At 57.5% G+C, this 16943-nt stretch carries 19 protein-coding genes; 10 read left to right on the top strand and 9 right to left on the bottom strand.

The features are described from left to right. The first annotated feature begins 380 nt into the window (after nucleotides 1-380). A complete protein-coding gene (locus HV753_RS11525) occupies nucleotides 381-1181 on the top strand; it encodes a hypothetical protein (protein WP_175174564.1) in 801 nt (266 codons plus the stop codon). Here HV753_RS11525 and HV753_RS11530 read toward each other — a convergent pair. Both HV753_RS11530 and HV753_RS11535 read right to left on the bottom strand, forming a co-directional pair. Then, on the bottom strand, nucleotides 1153-1770 hold the full coding sequence (locus HV753_RS11530) for a TetR/AcrR family transcriptional regulator (RefSeq protein ID WP_175174565.1): 618 nt from the start codon (nucleotides 1768-1770) through the stop codon (nucleotides 1153-1155). The genes HV753_RS11525 and HV753_RS11530 overlap by 29 nt on opposite strands. Nucleotides 1771-1775: 5 nt before the next feature. Further along, a complete protein-coding gene (locus HV753_RS11535; RefSeq protein WP_175174566.1) occupies nucleotides 1776-2234 on the bottom strand; it encodes a MaoC family dehydratase in 459 nt (152 codons plus the stop codon). A gap of 162 nt (nucleotides 2235-2396) precedes the next feature. Here HV753_RS11535 and HV753_RS11540 point away from each other — a divergent pair, with 162 nt between their 5' ends. The 4 genes from HV753_RS11540 to HV753_RS11555 all read left to right on the top strand — a co-directional run bounded on the left by HV753_RS11540 (nucleotide 2397) and on the right by HV753_RS11555 (nucleotide 4918). Then, nucleotides 2397-2780: a tautomerase family protein gene (locus HV753_RS11540; RefSeq protein WP_175174567.1), complete on the top strand. Its 384-nt coding sequence runs from the start codon at nucleotides 2397-2399 to the stop codon at nucleotides 2778-2780. Nucleotides 2781-2857: 77 nt separating this feature from the next. Beyond that, nucleotides 2858-3724 carry a prephenate dehydratase gene (locus HV753_RS11545; RefSeq protein WP_175174568.1) on the top strand — a complete coding sequence of 289 codons (867 nt, stop codon included), beginning with the start codon at nucleotides 2858-2860 and terminating at the stop codon, nucleotides 3722-3724. Between the two features lie 63 nt (nucleotides 3725-3787). Further along, complete coding sequence (locus tag HV753_RS11550; RefSeq protein ID WP_175174569.1) at nucleotides 3788-4225, top strand: 50S ribosome-binding protein YggL; 438 nt, start codon at nucleotides 3788-3790, stop codon at nucleotides 4223-4225. Nucleotides 4226-4315: 90 nt separating this feature from the next. After that, nucleotides 4316-4918, top strand: a complete 603-nt coding sequence (locus tag HV753_RS11555) for a hypothetical protein (protein WP_175174570.1) — start codon at nucleotides 4316-4318, stop codon at nucleotides 4916-4918. 390 nt (nucleotides 4919-5308) lie between these two features. Here HV753_RS11555 and HV753_RS11565 read toward each other — a convergent pair whose 3' ends face one another. Then, complete coding sequence (locus HV753_RS11565) at nucleotides 5309-5965, bottom strand: DUF7716 domain-containing protein (protein WP_175174571.1); 657 nt, start codon at nucleotides 5963-5965, stop codon at nucleotides 5309-5311. A 145-nt stretch (nucleotides 5966-6110) separates the two neighbouring features. On the opposite strand from HV753_RS11565, the gene HV753_RS11570 reads away from it, so the two are divergent. After that, nucleotides 6111-6320, top strand: coding sequence for a hypothetical protein (locus HV753_RS11570; protein ID WP_175174572.1), 210 nt, complete (start codon nucleotides 6111-6113; stop codon nucleotides 6318-6320). A gap of 65 nt (nucleotides 6321-6385) precedes the next feature. Here the strand turns inward: HV753_RS11570 and HV753_RS11575 are convergent, their stop codons facing one another. The 6 genes from HV753_RS11575 to HV753_RS11600 form a co-directional block, all read right to left on the bottom strand. Next, on the bottom strand, nucleotides 6386-7153 hold the full coding sequence (locus HV753_RS11575; protein ID WP_175174573.1) for an HpcH/HpaI aldolase family protein: 768 nt from the start codon (nucleotides 7151-7153) through the stop codon (nucleotides 6386-6388). A gap of 11 nt (nucleotides 7154-7164) precedes the next feature. Beyond that, entirely contained in the window at nucleotides 7165-7947 is a 783-nt protein-coding gene (hpaH, locus tag HV753_RS11580) for a 2-oxo-hept-4-ene-1,7-dioate hydratase (protein ID WP_175174574.1), read from the bottom strand. After that, nucleotides 7940-8824 (bottom strand): fumarylacetoacetate hydrolase family protein, encoded by an 885-nt coding sequence (locus HV753_RS11585; protein WP_175174575.1) that lies wholly within the window; start codon nucleotides 8822-8824, stop codon nucleotides 7940-7942. Before HV753_RS11585 ends, hpaH begins: the two co-directional genes overlap by 8 nt. Further along, nucleotides 8821-9693, bottom strand: a complete 873-nt coding sequence (locus HV753_RS11590; protein WP_175174576.1) for an amidohydrolase family protein — start codon at nucleotides 9691-9693, stop codon at nucleotides 8821-8823. Before HV753_RS11590 ends, HV753_RS11585 begins: the two co-directional genes overlap by 4 nt. 14 nt (nucleotides 9694-9707) lie before the next feature. Continuing rightward, nucleotides 9708-10100, bottom strand: a complete 393-nt coding sequence (locus HV753_RS11595) for a RidA family protein (protein ID WP_175174577.1) — start codon at nucleotides 10098-10100, stop codon at nucleotides 9708-9710. Between the two features lie 123 nt (nucleotides 10101-10223). Beyond that, nucleotides 10224-11192: a Bug family tripartite tricarboxylate transporter substrate binding protein gene (locus HV753_RS11600; protein ID WP_175174578.1), complete on the bottom strand. Its 969-nt coding sequence runs from the start codon at nucleotides 11190-11192 to the stop codon at nucleotides 10224-10226. Between the two features lie 248 nt (nucleotides 11193-11440). Between HV753_RS11600 and HV753_RS11605 the strand changes: the two genes are divergently transcribed. The 4 genes from HV753_RS11605 (at nucleotide 11441) to HV753_RS11620 (ending at nucleotide 16899) form a co-directional block, all read left to right on the top strand. Further along, nucleotides 11441-12073, top strand: coding sequence for a flavin reductase family protein (locus HV753_RS11605; RefSeq protein ID WP_175174579.1), 633 nt, complete (start codon nucleotides 11441-11443; stop codon nucleotides 12071-12073). 38 nt (nucleotides 12074-12111) lie between these two features. Further along, nucleotides 12112-12861, top strand: coding sequence for an IclR family transcriptional regulator (locus HV753_RS11610; protein WP_246288247.1), 750 nt, complete (start codon nucleotides 12112-12114; stop codon nucleotides 12859-12861). Nucleotides 12862-13118: 257 nt separating this feature from the next. Continuing rightward, complete coding sequence (locus HV753_RS11615; protein WP_175174581.1) at nucleotides 13119-14726, top strand: dsDNA nuclease domain-containing protein; 1608 nt, start codon at nucleotides 13119-13121, stop codon at nucleotides 14724-14726. Beyond that, nucleotides 14719-16899, top strand: a complete 2181-nt coding sequence (locus HV753_RS11620; protein ID WP_175174582.1) for a DEAD/DEAH box helicase — start codon at nucleotides 14719-14721, stop codon at nucleotides 16897-16899. The genes HV753_RS11615 and HV753_RS11620 overlap by 8 nt, the downstream gene beginning before the upstream one ends. Nucleotides 16900-16943: the final 44 nt, after the last annotated feature.

The raw sequence follows: 16943 nt of genomic DNA on the forward strand, positions 1-16943 counted from the left end.
TGAACTGGCGCGTTAGTTTGGTTGGGGTAGGGCGGTGGCCTACAAGCGGATGTCCGCGGTCAGCAGGGCGCGGAGGGAAACTTGCCGGTCGGAAAAAGCCTAGCATAATCGGCGGAGCTGATTCCTGCTGGCGTACGCGGATGGCCGCAGCGACCTCTCGCCGGAGAGGAATGTGCGCATTCATCGAATGACTACCTTGTTCCGCTCTTCCTGGACCCGTAGGACAGCGGGCGGGCCGAATAGTCGGCGAGTGCAAGGTTCCGCATTTGGCCGTAGAGCATGCGTTGCCATGTTAAAAAGATCCGCCCGAGCCCGGCCAGATCTTGTCGCACCCAACATCAACTGGCCGCATTCATACTATTCGAGCGAGCACCCCGCCCATGTCCGAACACCACCAGTTTCTATGCCCGCGCGATATGCACTTGCCGCCGCCTGATTGGCGTGCGCTGGAAGCCAAACTGCTGGAAGGCGGATACGTGCTTGAACCGCGCGGCGACGGTATTCCGTATCGCGCCTTGTTGAACCTGAGCTTCGGTTTGGCCTGCCTGAACGAAGGGTCGCACCAGTACCAGGAAGGTCTGCGCACGACGGGGGACGTGATTGCGATGTACGTGCGGGCGGGGTACCTGCCGGCCGACATCCCGATACGTCACAACGACACCATGGACGAAGCCCTGGCGCTGCTGGCCGAACACGGTATCACGCTGGGGGACCTGTATCTTGATAATGAGGGCAGTGACTGGAACAGCCCTCAGTACTGCCTGGGCCCCGCGGCGCGTCCCTATCTTACGGACGACACACGAGCCACCTACGACGCAAATCCCAAGCATTTCCCGCTGATGCTGCTGGCCTACGACGGCCCCGAACCGAACGTGGCGGTAGGGGAGAACCTTTCCGAACCCAGCCTGCCGGGTTCAGACGCACTGCTGGAAGCCATGCCGCCGTTCGACTCGCATGTCGATTTCATCGGCGCCGCCTACGAGGACCCCGCCGCGCAATGGCATTGCGCCGAGAATGGCCGCGACTACCGGATCCTGGAACTGGATTGGCAATTTAGCCTGGCGATGGGCTTTCGCATGATCCGGACAGAATGGCTGGATGACGGAAGCGCCAGGGGGCTAGCCAAGCTGATTGGCGAACTGACGGGGCAGGTTATGGTTTGCAGTCATCGGCATTTGTGACTAGCGTCGCGGCCGATTCACATGACGCCGCTTTCTCGTTGATCGCGGCCTCAAGCGCGCGCATCCAGTCTGTATTCCCAGCGGCTTGTTCCAGCACGCGATAACCCACCATCGCAGCGAACAACACCATGGCCTCTGCATTGTCGCCGCCCCGGGCGCGCGTATCCTCGACGAATTGATCGAACAGTTTCCCGGCGCCAGCGGTGTAGGCCTGCGCCGCGTCGCTATTCGGGGCGCCTTGGGCGGCATGCGGCGCAAAAGCCAGCAAAGGGCAGCGGCGTTCGGCGCGCCGGTTGCTTAGATATTGGGGCACCAACGCGCCCACCCGGCTTTGCTTGCGGGCATCGGCCCCCTCAAAAGCCCTTTGCCACGACGCCGTGGCCTGATCGAACACGCCCGAGACGGCTTGCGCGGCCAGATCGTCCTTGGACGTGAAATGCTTGTAGAAGCCGCCCACCGTCAAGCCGCAGTCGCGCATGACGTCCGCAATCGACACGCCATCGATGCCGTGCGCGCGGAACAGGCGCGCGGCGGCGTCCAAAATCCGTTGACGATTCTCGCCCGCCTTTTCCTGGGATGAACGGCCCATGATGCCTATCTCCTTCTGAAACTGACGACCTTGCTGGTCAGCTTCTGCACCTCATCGCCATCCTGGTTCAAGGTAACGCTTTCCACCACGACGATGCCGCGATCCGGCTTGCTGCGAGACGGCGTGATGCTCAAGATCGTGCTTTTGACGCTAAGCGTGTCGCCCGGCCGCGTCGGCCGCGCCCAGCTGATTTCAGCGCCCGCGCCGATTACGCCGTCGGCAAGCGGCAGGCTATCGACCAACAATCGCATCGTGATGGCCACCGTGTGCCAGCCGCTGGCCGCCAGCCCCTGGAACAGCGATGCCCGGGCTGCGGTCTCATCCAGATGAAAGGGTTGCGGGTCGAACTCAGCCGCAAAGCGGCGCACCTGATCCACGTCCAGCTGATGCGCCGCGCTGGTGAACGTGTCGCCGACCGCAAGATCGTCGAGGAACAGCTTTTCTGATATTCCTGGGTGTTCCATGTGTGGCGTCCTTTCAATAATGGGAGGAAACTGGGTGCGCCTGCAAACCGCTATTTGCAAATAGATTATCAGAGTAATCTAAATGGCACGCAGGCCGCCAGCCATGCCGCGAGGGCAGGCGAGGCCGCCTTTTCCTACCCCCGACACGCAAGGAGCGCCGATATGCCTTTGGTTCGCATCGATATCCGGAAGAACGACGACCCGCTGTTCGCGAAGAAGATTGGCGAGGTCATCTACCGCTCGTTGAGGACGACGATGAACGTTCCCGACAAAGACAACTTCCAGATACTCAACGAGCACGACGCCGCGCACTTCATCTACGATCCCGCATACTTTGGCATTGCGCGTACCGACGGGCTGGTTTACATCCAGATCACGCTCAATGAAGGCCGCACGCTGGACCAGAAAAAACAGTTCTACAAAACCGTTGTCGACGGACTTCATGCAGAGCTTGCGATCAGAAAAGAAGACGTCTTCATCAGCTTGGTCGAGGTAAAGAAGGAAAACTGGTCCTTCGGCAACGGCGAGGCCCAGTACGCTAATTGAACGGCGCCTGGGGGCTACGTTCCCGACGTTCTCGGTATCATGTCCCCGGACCTGCCCGCGACCTTCTGGAACGGAATATGAAAGCTCTTACATCGCTTACCGTCTTAGGCTTGCTGACCCTAAACCTCTCCGCCGGCCCCGCCGCCGCCGCGGGTTCCATCGCCTACCTGGGCCCCGCCGGTTCCTGGACGCACCAGGCCTGCCTTGACCTCTTCGGCGACAAGGAGCTGGTGCCGCTCACCCGCGACGAACTCTTCAAAAACTATACCGACGGCAAAGTCGAACGCGCCTGCGTCCCCGTCACTACCTCCGTGGTGGGCGTCACGCCGTACCTGGACGCCGTCCTGGACCTGCCCAACGTCACCATCGTCGCCGAATATCCCAAGATGCTCGGCTACAGCCTGCTAGCCAGGCCCGGCGCCAAGCGCGAAGACATCAAAGAAGTCTTCGCCCACCCCGTCGCCTTTGAAGAAGTCAAACCCTGGGTAGACCGCGAAATGCCCAACGTCCGCCGCACCGACGCCGCCAGCGGCGGCGCCGCAGCCCAGACGGTTGCCAATAGCCCGACCCTGGACAAAGCGTCGTTTGGCCCCAAAGTCGGCGCCAGCGTTTATTCCCTGGTGTCGCTGGTGGACGGTATCGAAGAGGGGCCCCATAACGTTACTCGCTGGTGGGTCCTGGGCCGCGACATGCCTGCGCCGACCGGGAACGATAAGACGTCGCTGTTGCTGAATACCTCCGACGATAAGTTTGGTGCTTTGCTGGCGGAGCTTGTTGGAGCGGGCGTGCAGGTGCTGACGGTGTATGAAAGGCCTAGCAAAAAGACCCTGGATACGCATCGGTATTTGATCGAGGTGGCGGGGCACGCCAAGGAGGGGAAGCTGGCGGGGGTGCTGGCGAAGAATGGGGAGTTTCGGGTGTTGGGGTCTTATCCGAGGAAGTAATCCTTCATTGCCGCGTCTTCGCACTCGACTCACTGCCAAAAGTGATTGGTTCAGACTACAGTCGTGTCAGCCAATCTGTGGTCTGATACGTCAATTTTTACGCCATATTTAAACTGCTCTCATATGCTGATTCATACTCCTTCCCGAAAGCGCATTCGCAGACTCAACGTTCGCCAACGTAAAAAGCTCCGTGTAGGCGAATTTCGCGAATCGTGCTTCGAGGTCAAGATCAGATTCAAGCAGCCGCTGACAGAGCTTAACTACGGAACATGGTGGGGCGCGGTCGTCGATTTGATCGAGGCGAATCACCTGTTGATTTGCGGCATCGGTGGCCAACTGCCGTTGATCGAAACGAACGGAATTGTCAGCGCAGCCGATCGCAAATCGCCAACCGAAGAAGATCGCCTTGCGGTTCTCGCTGGGCTGCAAGGGCTGACCGAAGTTGCTAGCGTCCAAGTGGGCGATTTTGTCTGTGCCTGGTATGGACCGTTTGATATATGAGCAAATAGGAGGCGTCAGACTTTGGTTTGACAGCAAATTTGCAGCCTGACACCTTAAATCCCACTCGGGCCTGACTTCAAGGACAGTTCATTGTATTGCCAACAATGTGGAGCCGCCCATAGCGGCAGCCAACGTCTGTGCGCTGAATGCCAACGGATACTAAACGGAATATCAAAGCCAAGCGTATTCGACGCAGGCGACGGCGGATTTCCGATTCACGGTAGCGGTGACGCCGGTATCGAACCCTCCGACGAACGCAAGGCAGTACGCCGGAAAACGAGAGGGGCCGAACGAGTTGAAGTCATTCCCACAGCGTATAAGGGAAAGCCGTCCACTACTGCGGAATTTCGAAAGTACGGAACGGTCGGCACCGTGCTCTGCGTGTTTGGTTTCGTCGTGATATCCCACACGGCATGGTGGCTCGTCCTGCTTCTTCCAAGCCTTTTTGCAATGAAAGTGGGATGGGCCTTGAAGGACAAGCGGTTTTATCGCTTTGCGTGGTTATTCAACGTGGAAGCGAACAGGTCCGGACATATTTTTCTTACGCGGATCGGTGGGCAGTGTCCTGATTGCACGGGCGAATTGGCCCTGGAAGACGACGGCTTCGGAAAGTGGCGAAAAACAATGATCCAATGCAATCACGATCCGCGTCATAGGTGGCTGTTTGTTCCGGATGTGCTTGATGATTTGTAGTCATGAAGCAGCGGTGGTTATCAGGGAATGGACTTGCGGATTAGCGAACTATGGCTGGAGATCGAATCGCGCCGCCAACTAATCGCAATACCGAACCAGAATCGCCGCATCTACCCCCACCGCGGTGAACAAGCTCCCGGCCGGGACATACCGACGTACCAAGGTTTCATCTGTTGTCAGCACCCCTGGCGCCTTACCCGCCGCACGCACCCGGCGGATGGCATCTTCGACGGCCGTCACCACGGTCGGATGCTGCGGCTCACCCGGATGCCTTCGGCAGGCGGCAAGATCCGCCGAGCAGTAAATAAGGTGTCAGACTGCAATTTCTTCATACACGACACGTTTTGGAGATTGCGCGGCTGCAGCCTGATCCAGTTGAATGGCGAGGAGCTAGCGGCTCATTTGCCAAGCAAACGATACGTAGGTCGTGCATCGCAATGGCAAAGAAATACTGGCGAATCGCGCTTCGATCCGCTCGCGCTGCCGTGCATCAATGCGTTCCCCCAGCACTGACGGAAGCCGCCTGCAACGGGCGAGCGCATCGGGCACGCCGATCTGTAGCAGTTCAGCCGTCGCACGTGCAGCGGCAGGGATGTGGTCCGCTGGACACGCTGTCAGTTGAAGACCGTACTCAGCGTAAAGATCTCGCGAAACTCCCGGCAATGGCTCCGGCTCGCTGCCACCGCCATAAAACTCCCCGCGATCAAAAAACGCGTCCTGCTTAGCATAGTGCTCAAGCGCATCCGCATAATCTTCAAGCTGCGAAAGCGGTTGCTGCCGCTTCTGCACGCTCAGCACGTCAGCGAAGGTGGAGGCTTCGAGATAAGCGGTCAGCCCATGGTCGACGACGAATGCGGGATGTTCCTCGCCTTCGCCATTGAGCACGAGTTCCATCTCGTCTTCGCTGGAAGACAAATAGATCTGCGCCTTAAGAAGCGGAACGCCATCGGTCGCGTAGACCCAGGAATAGCGGTCCCATACATCCCTGTCGTCGTGGCAGGCAGCGATGGCTTCGATGCTGTCGAGAAGGCTTAAAAGCTTGGGCATGGAGAACTTATCTGCTGAAAGGAACGATGATGCCAGATCACGGTTCCGCTAACTCAGCCCGGTAGTCTGACACCATTTTTTACTGAGTCACGCGGCCGCAGGCGGCATCCTCGCCCGTACACTACCCCGATCATCAAGGAGCGATATGTCGATGCAAACGTTGGGCCGTTACGGGGTGGTGTTGTTTCTTGCCGCGCTGAGTTCAGGGTGTTCTTCAATCGTTGGCGAGTGCGGATTGGTCCGCAGCAGTTGCATGTATGAGGGCAAGTACGAGCAGGGCGAGGAAGACTACGCGGAAGAGGAAGCGAAGCGATTGAACAAGCAGTCGACAGATCAGTTGCGTCGAAGCAATTGATCTTCGGGCGGGGCCGTTAAACACGATGTCAACATGGTGTCAGACTGCATTTTCGGCACAAGCAGTCAGGCTCCCGCAAAGCGCTCAGCCAACTGATCGCAATACCGGACCAGAATCGCCGCGTCCACGCCAACAGCCGTAAACAAGCTACCCGCGTCGATGTACCGACGCGCCAGCGCCTCATCCGTGGTCAGCACCCCCGGGGCTTTGCCTGCCGCGCGGATTCGACGAATGGCGCGTTCCACTTCAGCCACCACCTTCGGATGCTGCGGCTCGCCCGGATAGCCCAAACTGGCTGCAAGGTCCGCCGGCCCGATAAACACCCCATCGACGCCATCCACCGCAATAATGGCGTCCAGATTCTCCAGCGCTTCCCCCGTCTCGGCCTGCACCAGCAAGCAAAGCTCCTCCTCACTGCGCCGCATGTAATCTGCCACGCGCCCATACCGTGTCGCACGCATCGTTCCGCTGACGCCGCGAACCCCGCGCGGCGCATACCGCATGCCCGCCACCGCGCTCTGCGCCTCATCCGCGTCCTGCACATAGGGCAGCAGCAAGGTCTGCGCGCCGATATCCAGATACTGTTTGATCTGCACCTTGTCATTCCACGACGGCCGCACGACAGGGTGGCTGTTGTATGCGCTGGCCGCTTGCAGTTGCGCCATCACCGTCGGCAAAACTACCGGCGTGTGCTCGGTATCCAGCAGCAGCCAATCAAAGCCGCTGGCCGCCACCAGTTCGGTGCTGTTCGGATGCCCCAGCGTGACCCACAGTCCGGTCTGATGACGCTGCGCCCGCAGCGCGCGTTTGAACGTATTGATGGGGAGTTCCATGCGCGCCGTCCTTAAGAGAAATACACCGAGATGCTGCCCAGCTTGCCGTAGTCGGCATGCAGCGTATCGCCGCGCTTGACCGCGACGGTGCGCGTGAAGGAACCCGCCAGCACGATGTGCCCGGCCTCAAGCCCCGTGTCATGCAGCGCCAGCTTATTGGCCAGCCACGCGATGCCCAGCGCCGGATGCCCCAGCACGGCGGCGGACACGCCAGACTCTTCGATCACACCGTTTTTCAGCAGCAGCGCACCGACCCAGCGCAGATCGATATCCAGCGGACGCACCGGCCGGCCGCCCAGCACGATGCCAGCGCAGGCGGCATTGTCGGCGATGTTGTCCACGATGCGGCGCGGATACTTGCTGCGCCCGTCAATGAGCTCCAGCGCGGGCACGACGTAGTCCGTCGCGTCCAGCACATCGAACAGGCTGACATCCGGCCCGCGCAAGGGCTTGCCCAGCACAAAGGCCAGCTCGACTTCCACGCGCGGCACGATCAGCTTGTCGGTGGGAATGGTCTGCCCATCCTGAAAGAACATCGTGTCCAGCAAATGCCCATAGTCCGGCTCGTCGATGCCGACCGTGCTCTGCATCGCCTTGGACGTCAGCCCGATCTTGTGGCCGCGCAGGCGGGCACCGTCGGCGATCTTCTGGTCGATGTTCAGTTGTTGGATCGCGTAAGCGTCCGCGATCTCGATGTCCGGAAACGCATGGTCCAGCTGCGTGGTGGGCACGCCGCTGCGCTCGGCTTCCAGCAGCAGGCTGGCCGCGCGGGCGCGGTCGTTTGCATTAAGCATGGATGGCTCCTTGTTCAGATGCGATGGTCTCGTCCGCCACCGGGTTGGACAGCACGCCGATACCGCTGACTTCCACCTCCACCACATCGCCCGGCTTCAAAAAGCGCGGCGGCGTGAAGCGCACGCCCGCGCCAATCGGCGTGCCGGTGGAAATCACATCGCCGGGTTGCAGCGTGGTCCAGATGGAGATGTAGCGGATCAATTCCGCGAAGGGGAACATCAGGTTGTCGGTGGCGTCGTGCTGGCGCAGTTCGCCATTCACGCGCGTGGTCACGGTCAAGGGCGCGGCGGGGTCGAACTCATCGGCCGTCACCATCCACGGCCCCATCGAGCCGCTGGCGTCAAAGTTCTTGCCTTGCGTGACGTTGAACTTGCCGTGCTTGATCCAATCCCGCACCGTGCCTTCGTTCAGGCAGGTCAGGCCCGCGATATGGCTCCATGCGTCATCCGCCAAAATGCGGCGGCCGGCCTTGCCAATGATGATGGCGATCTCGCCTTCGTAGTCCAGCTGTTCGGACTCGGGCGGGCGCAGCAGCGGCTCGCCATGCCCCACGAACGAACCAGGAAAGCGCGGGAACACGCTGGGATACGCGGGCGGCGCGCTGCCGTCCTGGTATTCCTCGTTGCGCTTGCCATAGTTCACGCCCACGCAAATGATCTTCTCGGGCGACGGAATTGGCGGCAGCAGGCGCACATCGGCCAGCCGATGCGACACCGGCAACATGGCCGCCAGCTTCGCCAAGGCGGGCAGCGCGTCGGCCTCCAAGGCGGCGCGCAGATCGTCATAACCGTGGCCGTCCAGCGCCACAATGTCTTCGTCGCCGCGCAACGCGCCAAAATGCGTGCGACCTTGATGCGTATAGCTAAGCAGTTTCATTCGTCGAATCCAAACAGGTGAGCGGGGTTGTCCACCAGAATCTTCTTCAGCGTGGCCGCGCCGCCCGCGTAGCGCGCCAGCTGATCCACCAACTGCCCCTCGTCGGGCGTGGGCTTGACCGACACCGGGTGCGGCCAATCACTGCCCCAGACCACGCGGTCCGGGTTCGCGGCGATCAAAGCCTGCGCCAACGGCGTCACATCGTCCCAGGGCGGGCCGGTGCGCGAGATCTTCTCGGTCAGCGACAACATCACCCAGAAATTGCCGCGCGTCAGCAAAGACTCCAGCAAGCGCCGGGTCGGATCTGCCTTGCCTGCCGTGGGATCGGCGCGGCCCATGTGATCCAGCAGCACCGGAATCTCCAGCCGCTCGAACTGCGCCGCCTGCGCCATCATGCCGTCGGGCTCCGGCTGAAACTTTGCGTACCAGCCCAGCTCGCGGATGCGCGCAATCGCACGCTCAAAGACAACCGGCTCCATGCTGATGCCCAAGCCTTGCCGCGTGAACCGCGCTCCGCGCACGCCGGCATCATGCAGCTTCTGGATATAGGCATCGTCGCGCTCGGCCAACACCACCGCATTGGCACAACCGCGATACGACGGCCCGGCTGCGGCCAGGCCGTCCAGCACCACCTGGTGATCCGCGCCATACGTCGTGGCTTGCACGATCACGCCGCGCTCGATGCCCAGCAAACGGTGCAGACCCAACGCGGTCTCGATGGTGGCGCTGGGCATCTCGTAAGCCGCGCCGGGGCGCACCGGATAGCGGTCGGCAGAGCCAAACACATGGAACTGGCTGTCGCAGGCGCGCGGCGGCAGGCGTGTGGCAGGGGCCGACGGGTGGGAATGAAAGGGTTGGTATTGCGGCATTGTCTGGGGCTCCGTTATGCGTTCACTGTGCCGATCACGGCCACAAAATCACATTCGATCAGCTTGTCGCCATCCAGATCCGCCTGCATCGTGTGCCGCGCCGGACGGTTCTCCGCATCGGGGAACGCTTGCAACCACACCGCGTTCAGCGCCTTGCGCTGACTGCGATCACGCATCCACACCGTCATCTTCGCGATGTGATCCAGCCTGCCGCCGCCCGCCTCAACAATGCGGCGCACGTGGTCGAACATCAGCTCGCACTGGCGCTCCAAGGTCGCGCCATACGCGCCCGTGGCTGGGTCGGTGCCCTGGATGCTGCCCGAAAACAGCATGGGACCCAGCCGGCACGCGGCCGGAATGGGGTTCTTGTGGCTGAAGCCTTCGGCATAGATGCTGCGTCTGCTCATGGCGGATTCCGTAAAGAGAAAAGGGGGAAGGGCGGCGTCGCGGCGATTGGCCAGGCTGGGCCGCGATGTATTCGGTGGTCAGGGCATAGCGGCCTGGCGGGTTGGGTCAGACTGTTGCCAGCCTTAGTTCGCCGTGATGCCCGCCCGCTTGATGATCGGCGTCCAGCGCGCGTCTTCCGACGCCAGATACCGCGTGAACTCCTCGGGCGAACTGCCGCGCGCCTCGGCGCCCAGCTCGTCAAAACGCTGAATAATCGTCGGCTGCGCCAGAATCTTGCCCAGCGCCTCGCTCAAGCGCTTCTGCACATCCGGTGGCGTGCCCTTGGGCGCCAGCAGTCCGGTAAACGTCGCCGCCTCCATGCCCTGCACGCCAGCCTCGGCAAACGTCGGCACATCCGGCATCGACGGCACACGCTTGGCCGTCGTCACCGCCAGCGCACGCAAGCGACCGTCCTTCACATACGGCAGCGCCACCGAAATCTGATCAAAATTGAAATCCACCTGACCGCCCAACAAGTCAGTCGTGGCCGGCGCGTTGCCCTTGTATTGCGCCGTCGTCCAACGCGCGCCCGTCAATGACTGCAACAGCTCGCTCACCAGATGGTTCGTCGTCCCCGCACCCGGCGACGCCATATTCAGCTTGCCCGGCTCCTTCTTCGCCAAGTCCAGCAATTCCGCCAATGTCTTCGCCGGCAAGCCCGGCTTCACCTGCAACACTAGCGGCGTGTAAGACACCGAACTGATCGGCGCAAAGTCCCGATCCCACTTGTACGCTTCGCGCTTGAAAATCAGCGGCGAGAACAGCAGCGGACCATTGGCCGCCATGAACAAGGTGTAGCCATCCGGCTCCGACCTCGCCACCTGCTCGCCCGCAATCATCCCGCCTGCGCCCGGCTTGTTCTCCACAATGAACGGCTGCCCAAACGCCGCCTGCAAACCCGGCGCAATCAACCGCGCCGCCACATCCACATTGCCCCCCGGCGGGTAGGGCACAACGATCTTCACAGGCTTCTCGGGCCAGGCGGCGTGGGCAAAAGTAGTCAGAACGGTCAGCGCCACCGAGGCGCAGGCGCGAAGCGCATTGCGATGCATGGTTTGTCTCCTGGTCGTGTCATCACGTTTTGTTTGTTGTGTTTGACGACACTCTAGGAATTTGCGCGCGGCGGGACAACGCGAATCTTTTAAAAAGATCCGGATATTGGACTCTTTTGCAAGGTCGGGTCGAGGGTGGTGTTGGGCCAGGGGCGATTTCTACGCAGAATTACCCTAGGCGCATATTGCGCGCGCGGATTTATTTATTGTTGAATGTTCAATATCCGGACTACGGAGACACCCCCACCATGCACTTTCCCGCAAGCGACCTGAACCCCGAACAAACCTACCGCCTGATGAGCGGCATCGTCGTACCCCGGCCCATTGCCTGGATCAGCAGCGTCAACGTCCTGGGCGGCGTCAACCTGGCGCCCTTCAGCTGCTACACCTTCGTCTCAAACAAACCCCCCATGATCGGCGTCAACATCGGCCGCAAGGCGGGAAAACGCAAGGACACGGCGGAAAACATCATGGCCAACGGCCATTTCGTCGTGAACATCGGCGACGAAACGCTGCTGGACCCGCTACACGACAGCGCACAGGAACACCCCCCGGAAATCAGCGAGGTGGACGTGCTGGGCCTAAGCGTGCTACCCGGCGAAGTCATCGCCACGCCCCGCCTGGCCGCCGCACCCATCAGCCTGGAATGCCGCTTTCATGGCGTCACGCCGTTCGGGGAAACCGGCGCGGAGTTCTTCGTGGGCGAAGTCGTGATGTTCCATATTCGCGATGGACTGCTGCAAGACGGCAAGATCGACACCACCTTACTGCGTCCCATCTGCCGCATCGGCGGCCCGAACTACGCATCGCTAGGCCCCATCGTTACCAAACGCGGTATTCAACAAACCCCCAAGTCCGTCATCAAACCGGAGGCCGCGTGAGCGAACCAGAAGATAAAAGTGCGTCCGGCGCACAGACCGTGCGCAGAGCCTTGGCGCTGCTGCGGCTGATTGCCTGCGGGCAAGAGCGGGGGGTGAGGTTGGTGGATTTGGAACGGATGTCTGGCTTGAATCGGCCGACCGTGCATCGCTTGCTGAAGACCTTGGTGCAAGAGGGCGCAGTTGAACAGGATTCAGAGACGAGAAGGTATTTGATCGGGCAGGAGATTAGTTTGCTGGGGCTGGCTAGGACGCGGCGATTTCCGTTATTGACGCTGGCGGACCCGTATATGAGCGAGCTGGCCGATCAGGTGGGGGATACGGTGTTTTTGAGTATTCGACATGGGCACGATTCGATTTGTATTGGACGGCGGACGGGCAGGCATCCGATACAGGTGCTGTCGATTGAGGTGGGGGTTAGACGGCCGTTAGGCGTGGGAGTGTCGGGGGTGGCGTTGTTGGCGAGTTTGGGAGTGGAGGAGAGCGTGGCGATGGTGAGGGGGAATGCGGCGAGGTTGGAGGTGATGGGGGAGCGGGTGGAGGATGTGATTGGGAGGGTGGAGGTGGCGCGGAGGGAGGGGATTGCGCATGCGCCAGCGGGGTTGATGCCGGGGACTAGTGCAGTGGCGGTGCCGGTGTTGACGGAGAAAGGGGAGGCGCTGGGGGCGATTACGGTGACGGCGATGGCGGAGAGGTTGGGGGTGGAGAGGTTTGGGATGGTGGTGGAGAGGATGAAGGCGGCGGCGGGGGGGGCTGCGGGGAGATGGGGGAGGGTGGAGGGGCGAGGTTGAAGGATGGGGCAGGCAATAGAGACACGGCTCCCTAAAAATTTAGGAACCCAATACAGTCTCTACACAGAACATACAGCCCACGCAGCTGCCGATGCTAATTGATCGGCTGACGTGTCCATTAGCCAGCTGATAGCGGACCTTCCCATAACTGTATATATATCCAGAGTATTTCGAGAGGAATTTCTAAACAATTATCACGAATGGACACGTCGCTCCAAGTGAAATAGACTGCGTTAAATGTGCCTCGGAATAGAAGAATGGACTCTAGCAATGCAGGAGGAGTGGCGGCCAAACACGGATTTGTCTATCAGGATTATGTGGCTGCCTTGCTTACGACAGAGATGTTAATGGACAAGAACATGCGCTTCGTGCGTTGTGAGGTGGTCGATGATATTGATATTGGCTGGACTGACCTGATCGAGTTTGTGCAAGTCAAAGGTGCCGAAGATAGGAGTTGGACTATTTCTGCTATCACCGCCAACACTGATGGGGCGCAAACCTCGCTTGTTCAGAAGCAGATGAAACAACTTCGAAAGGCGACCGGCGATCATACGTTCAGAATTATCTCTGTCGAAAATCCTACGAAGGCCTTGGACTATCTGAGAATTGGTAGGTCAATCCGTTCTGTAAAAGAAGGGCGTGATGTTCTTGTTAAGGCCCTTAATGCCAAGTTGAAGGATTACGTTGCTCCGAAAGGCAACACGGTCGCGCAGTGGGTTGATCGAGTTTGGTGGGAAGTGATTCCGTCACTTAGAGAGGCTGAGTTGCTGGCCTTGAAGAATCTTCGCAATGCTGCGCTTGAGGTCGTAGGCGTCCCATTGACATCAGATCGGGCCGCGGAAGCAATTCTGAAAAGTATTTTGATCACGCTGACCAAAAAGAGTGCGCTTTCTCGTCGAATCTATTGCGAAGACGATAAAACTTATCACCGAGAAAATCTCTTGGATTGGTTTAGGAAAGAGATTTTATTCCATGAAAAGCACTCATACGTACATTCCAAGATCTATGCGAACAAGAAGACGCGACCGGTATTGGAAGTGTTAAGCGACATTACGCTTCCGACCGGAAACACGTTTCGAAGTGGAAAGCTTCTATATCAAAGCTACAGCCTCAAGTCTTATCGATACAGATACATTGCTGAAAGTCTATGCACTTGGGTAGAGGAGGTGCTTCTCCTGCCACAGGAAATTGCCGATATAGCAAATCTCTCTACTAAACAGAAGTTTCAGCGACTTAAGGAACGACTTTCAACGTCGCTGAAGGGGTTGGAAGATTTCGTTGGGAACCTTCTTCTACACGCAGCTATCCGTTCGACTCACCTGAGTCAGCCCATCCCGGCGGCGTTGTACGTTGACCATCCTGTTGGTGTGCGAATACTGAATAACGTTCATATTGTTCAGCATGGTACTAAAGAACATGAACTTTGGATCGGCTTCAGCCATGTGTATGCCGGGTCCGATCTTTCAACGTGTCTCGAGGATCTCCGCGAGCTGCTGTACAGAGATGTCGCAGGCAACATTGATCCCACTAGAGACAGAATTCTTGAAATCAAAGAGGATTCGTATCTTCTTAAACATGATATTGACGAGATCCTAGATACCACCAAGGCATTTGACCAGTATTCAAAGCGCTATCGGTTCCTTCTGTTCTTCGGATACAACTCCGCGCTCCTCACAGAGCCGGAGACCCATGGCCATGAGGTGGCTCTCATAGATCAGACAAATCAATTGCTTTCACATTTCGCCGCAGACCTCGATGCAACCAAATTTGATCAGATAAACATACAAATTTACTTTTATCCGGTACCTAATCTCAATACGCTACTAAATTCAGTGCAGCAGGAATTGGAGAAATACTGTGCGTGAGATCTTCGAGCTCGCGCTAATGATGCTTAGGAAAGACGAATTTTCGCCATTTAAATATCTGAAATGGGCGGATTCGCTACTTTCAAATCCTAAATCAAGAAGTCATGGTCGCGAGCTAGTAATAAGAGCGTTGGATCAAAAAGATAGGTTTAATCTTGTCTTGCCGCTGTTACGCCATTTGGTCCGAAAGGCAGGCCTATATCCCTATCTGAGAAAAGAATTCTCACACCATACACTGAGTGAAGAGTTCTTGCTGCAGGCATATCGAACTCCCTTTTCTAGAGAGTACGTTTTTCACTCAATGCAGTTCAAAATATACGAACTCTTGATTCAAGGCCGAAATGTAATTCTGAGCGCGCCTACGAGCATGGGAAAGAGCGCAATCATCGATTCCCTGCTTGCGTCCGGCCGCTTTGAAAAAGTGGTTATCGTGCTGCCCACAGTGGCGTTGGTCGATGAGACACGCCGTCGCCTCAGAGAACGCTTTGGGCATACCTTTCAAATCATTCACCACGGGTCGCAACCTCTGGCTTCCGATCGTGCAATTTACGTCCTAACCCAGGAGCGGGTGAATGATCGCGAAGATATGCAGAGCGTCGATCTTTTTGTCCTGGACGAATTCTACAAACTTGCTTTCACTAAGCGAAAGGATGGTTCGCTAATCACTGAGGATGAGAGAGTCAATGCCCTGAACTCAGCGCTAAGCAAACTGCTAAAGGGATCAAGTCAGTTTTTTATGACGGGGCCGTTCATCAGTGGAATCACTGGGCTATCGAGCGTGAACGCTAGCTACACGTTCGTGCCTACGGACTATAATACGGTTGCGCTCAATGTTCAGCATTTCAATATTAAGGCGAACAATGTTGATGAAAAGAACGAGAGGCTGCTCAGTCTTCTGCAATCGATTTCCGGACCAACCATTATTTACTGCAGATCGGCTTCTACGGCGGGAAAGATTTCCAAGTTGCTGATCAGTCATGGCATTGGTTTAAGTCTGAATGACCAATACTCAGAATGGTTGAAGACCAGCTACCACTCAGCATGGGACTACGTTCAAGCATATGTGAACGGAATCGGATTACACTTTGGTGGGTTACCGAGAGCTATACAACAATATACTATCGATAGGTTTAACTCTGGGCAACTACCTTACCTCGTATGTACCTCCACAATAATTGAGGGTGTCAATACGGTAGCTAAGAATGTCATTATTTTCGACAACCGCCAAGGCAACTTTGGAGTAGACCGCTTTACTCATGGAAACATCAGGGGGCGCGCGGGGCGCATGGGCGTTCACTATGTTGGGAATGTCTATTGCATGGAGGAAATTCCAGAGGGTGATGAGCCGTTCGAAGTGGAGATCCCTCTAGGGACTCAAGGCGAAAATACCCCGATTAATCTATTGGCCGCATTGCAACCTGAACATCTGACAGATTACTCTCAAGCTAGATTCGAGGAAGAAACATCATCTTCACCAGTAGACGAAGACTTGATTCGAAAGCATGCGTCATTCTCTTTTGAAGTGATAAAGGACGCATTTGACTTTGTTGCCGGGTTAAGTACGAGCGAATTCAATTCTCTTCTGTTTAATTCAATTCCAAACGCTGGGTTCTCCGTTGTTTTCACGAATTTTATGTATGAGGTTTCTGCGACAACACTGCGGCATTTAGGTGTTTTGAACAGTAAAGATGCCATGCATGCCAAAATCGTGGCGTATCTCTTCGCCAATAGTTATGAAGAGTATCTCAAGCAACAGATTGACCGTGCGGTAGCTGCATGTGATGGAAATATCGAGCAGTTGTCGGGGAAAATTAATGACGAACTAAAAATACTAAATCGGCTTTTTAGCTATACCGTGCCCAAGGCGCTTAGCCTACTCGAGGATCTTACTACTGAAGTCGCTGAGCGCAGGAGTGATGGCACTGCCGTGTCCTATGCCCATGTCCGTAGCCTATTTGAGAACTACCATCTTGGGGCAGCCTGGGCTGGGCTGGAGGAAATGGGGATTCCAATCCAAACTCTCCAAAAACTGCATGACCGCTTTCCTCTCCCAGCCGATGCGAATATAGACGGTGCAATCGAATACCTTTCTAGAAGAGCGAACGCTCTGTCTGGTCTTACTGAGATGGACCGGAATTTTATCACGAGGGCATTAGGCCCTCCGATTGTATAAATATGTGAACTACATAATAAAATAAATTTAGTTCTGGCTAAAAG

This window comes from Achromobacter pestifer, from assembly GCF_902859625.1.
Taxonomy (GTDB): domain Bacteria; phylum Pseudomonadota; class Gammaproteobacteria; order Burkholderiales; family Burkholderiaceae_B; genus Achromobacter; species Achromobacter pestifer.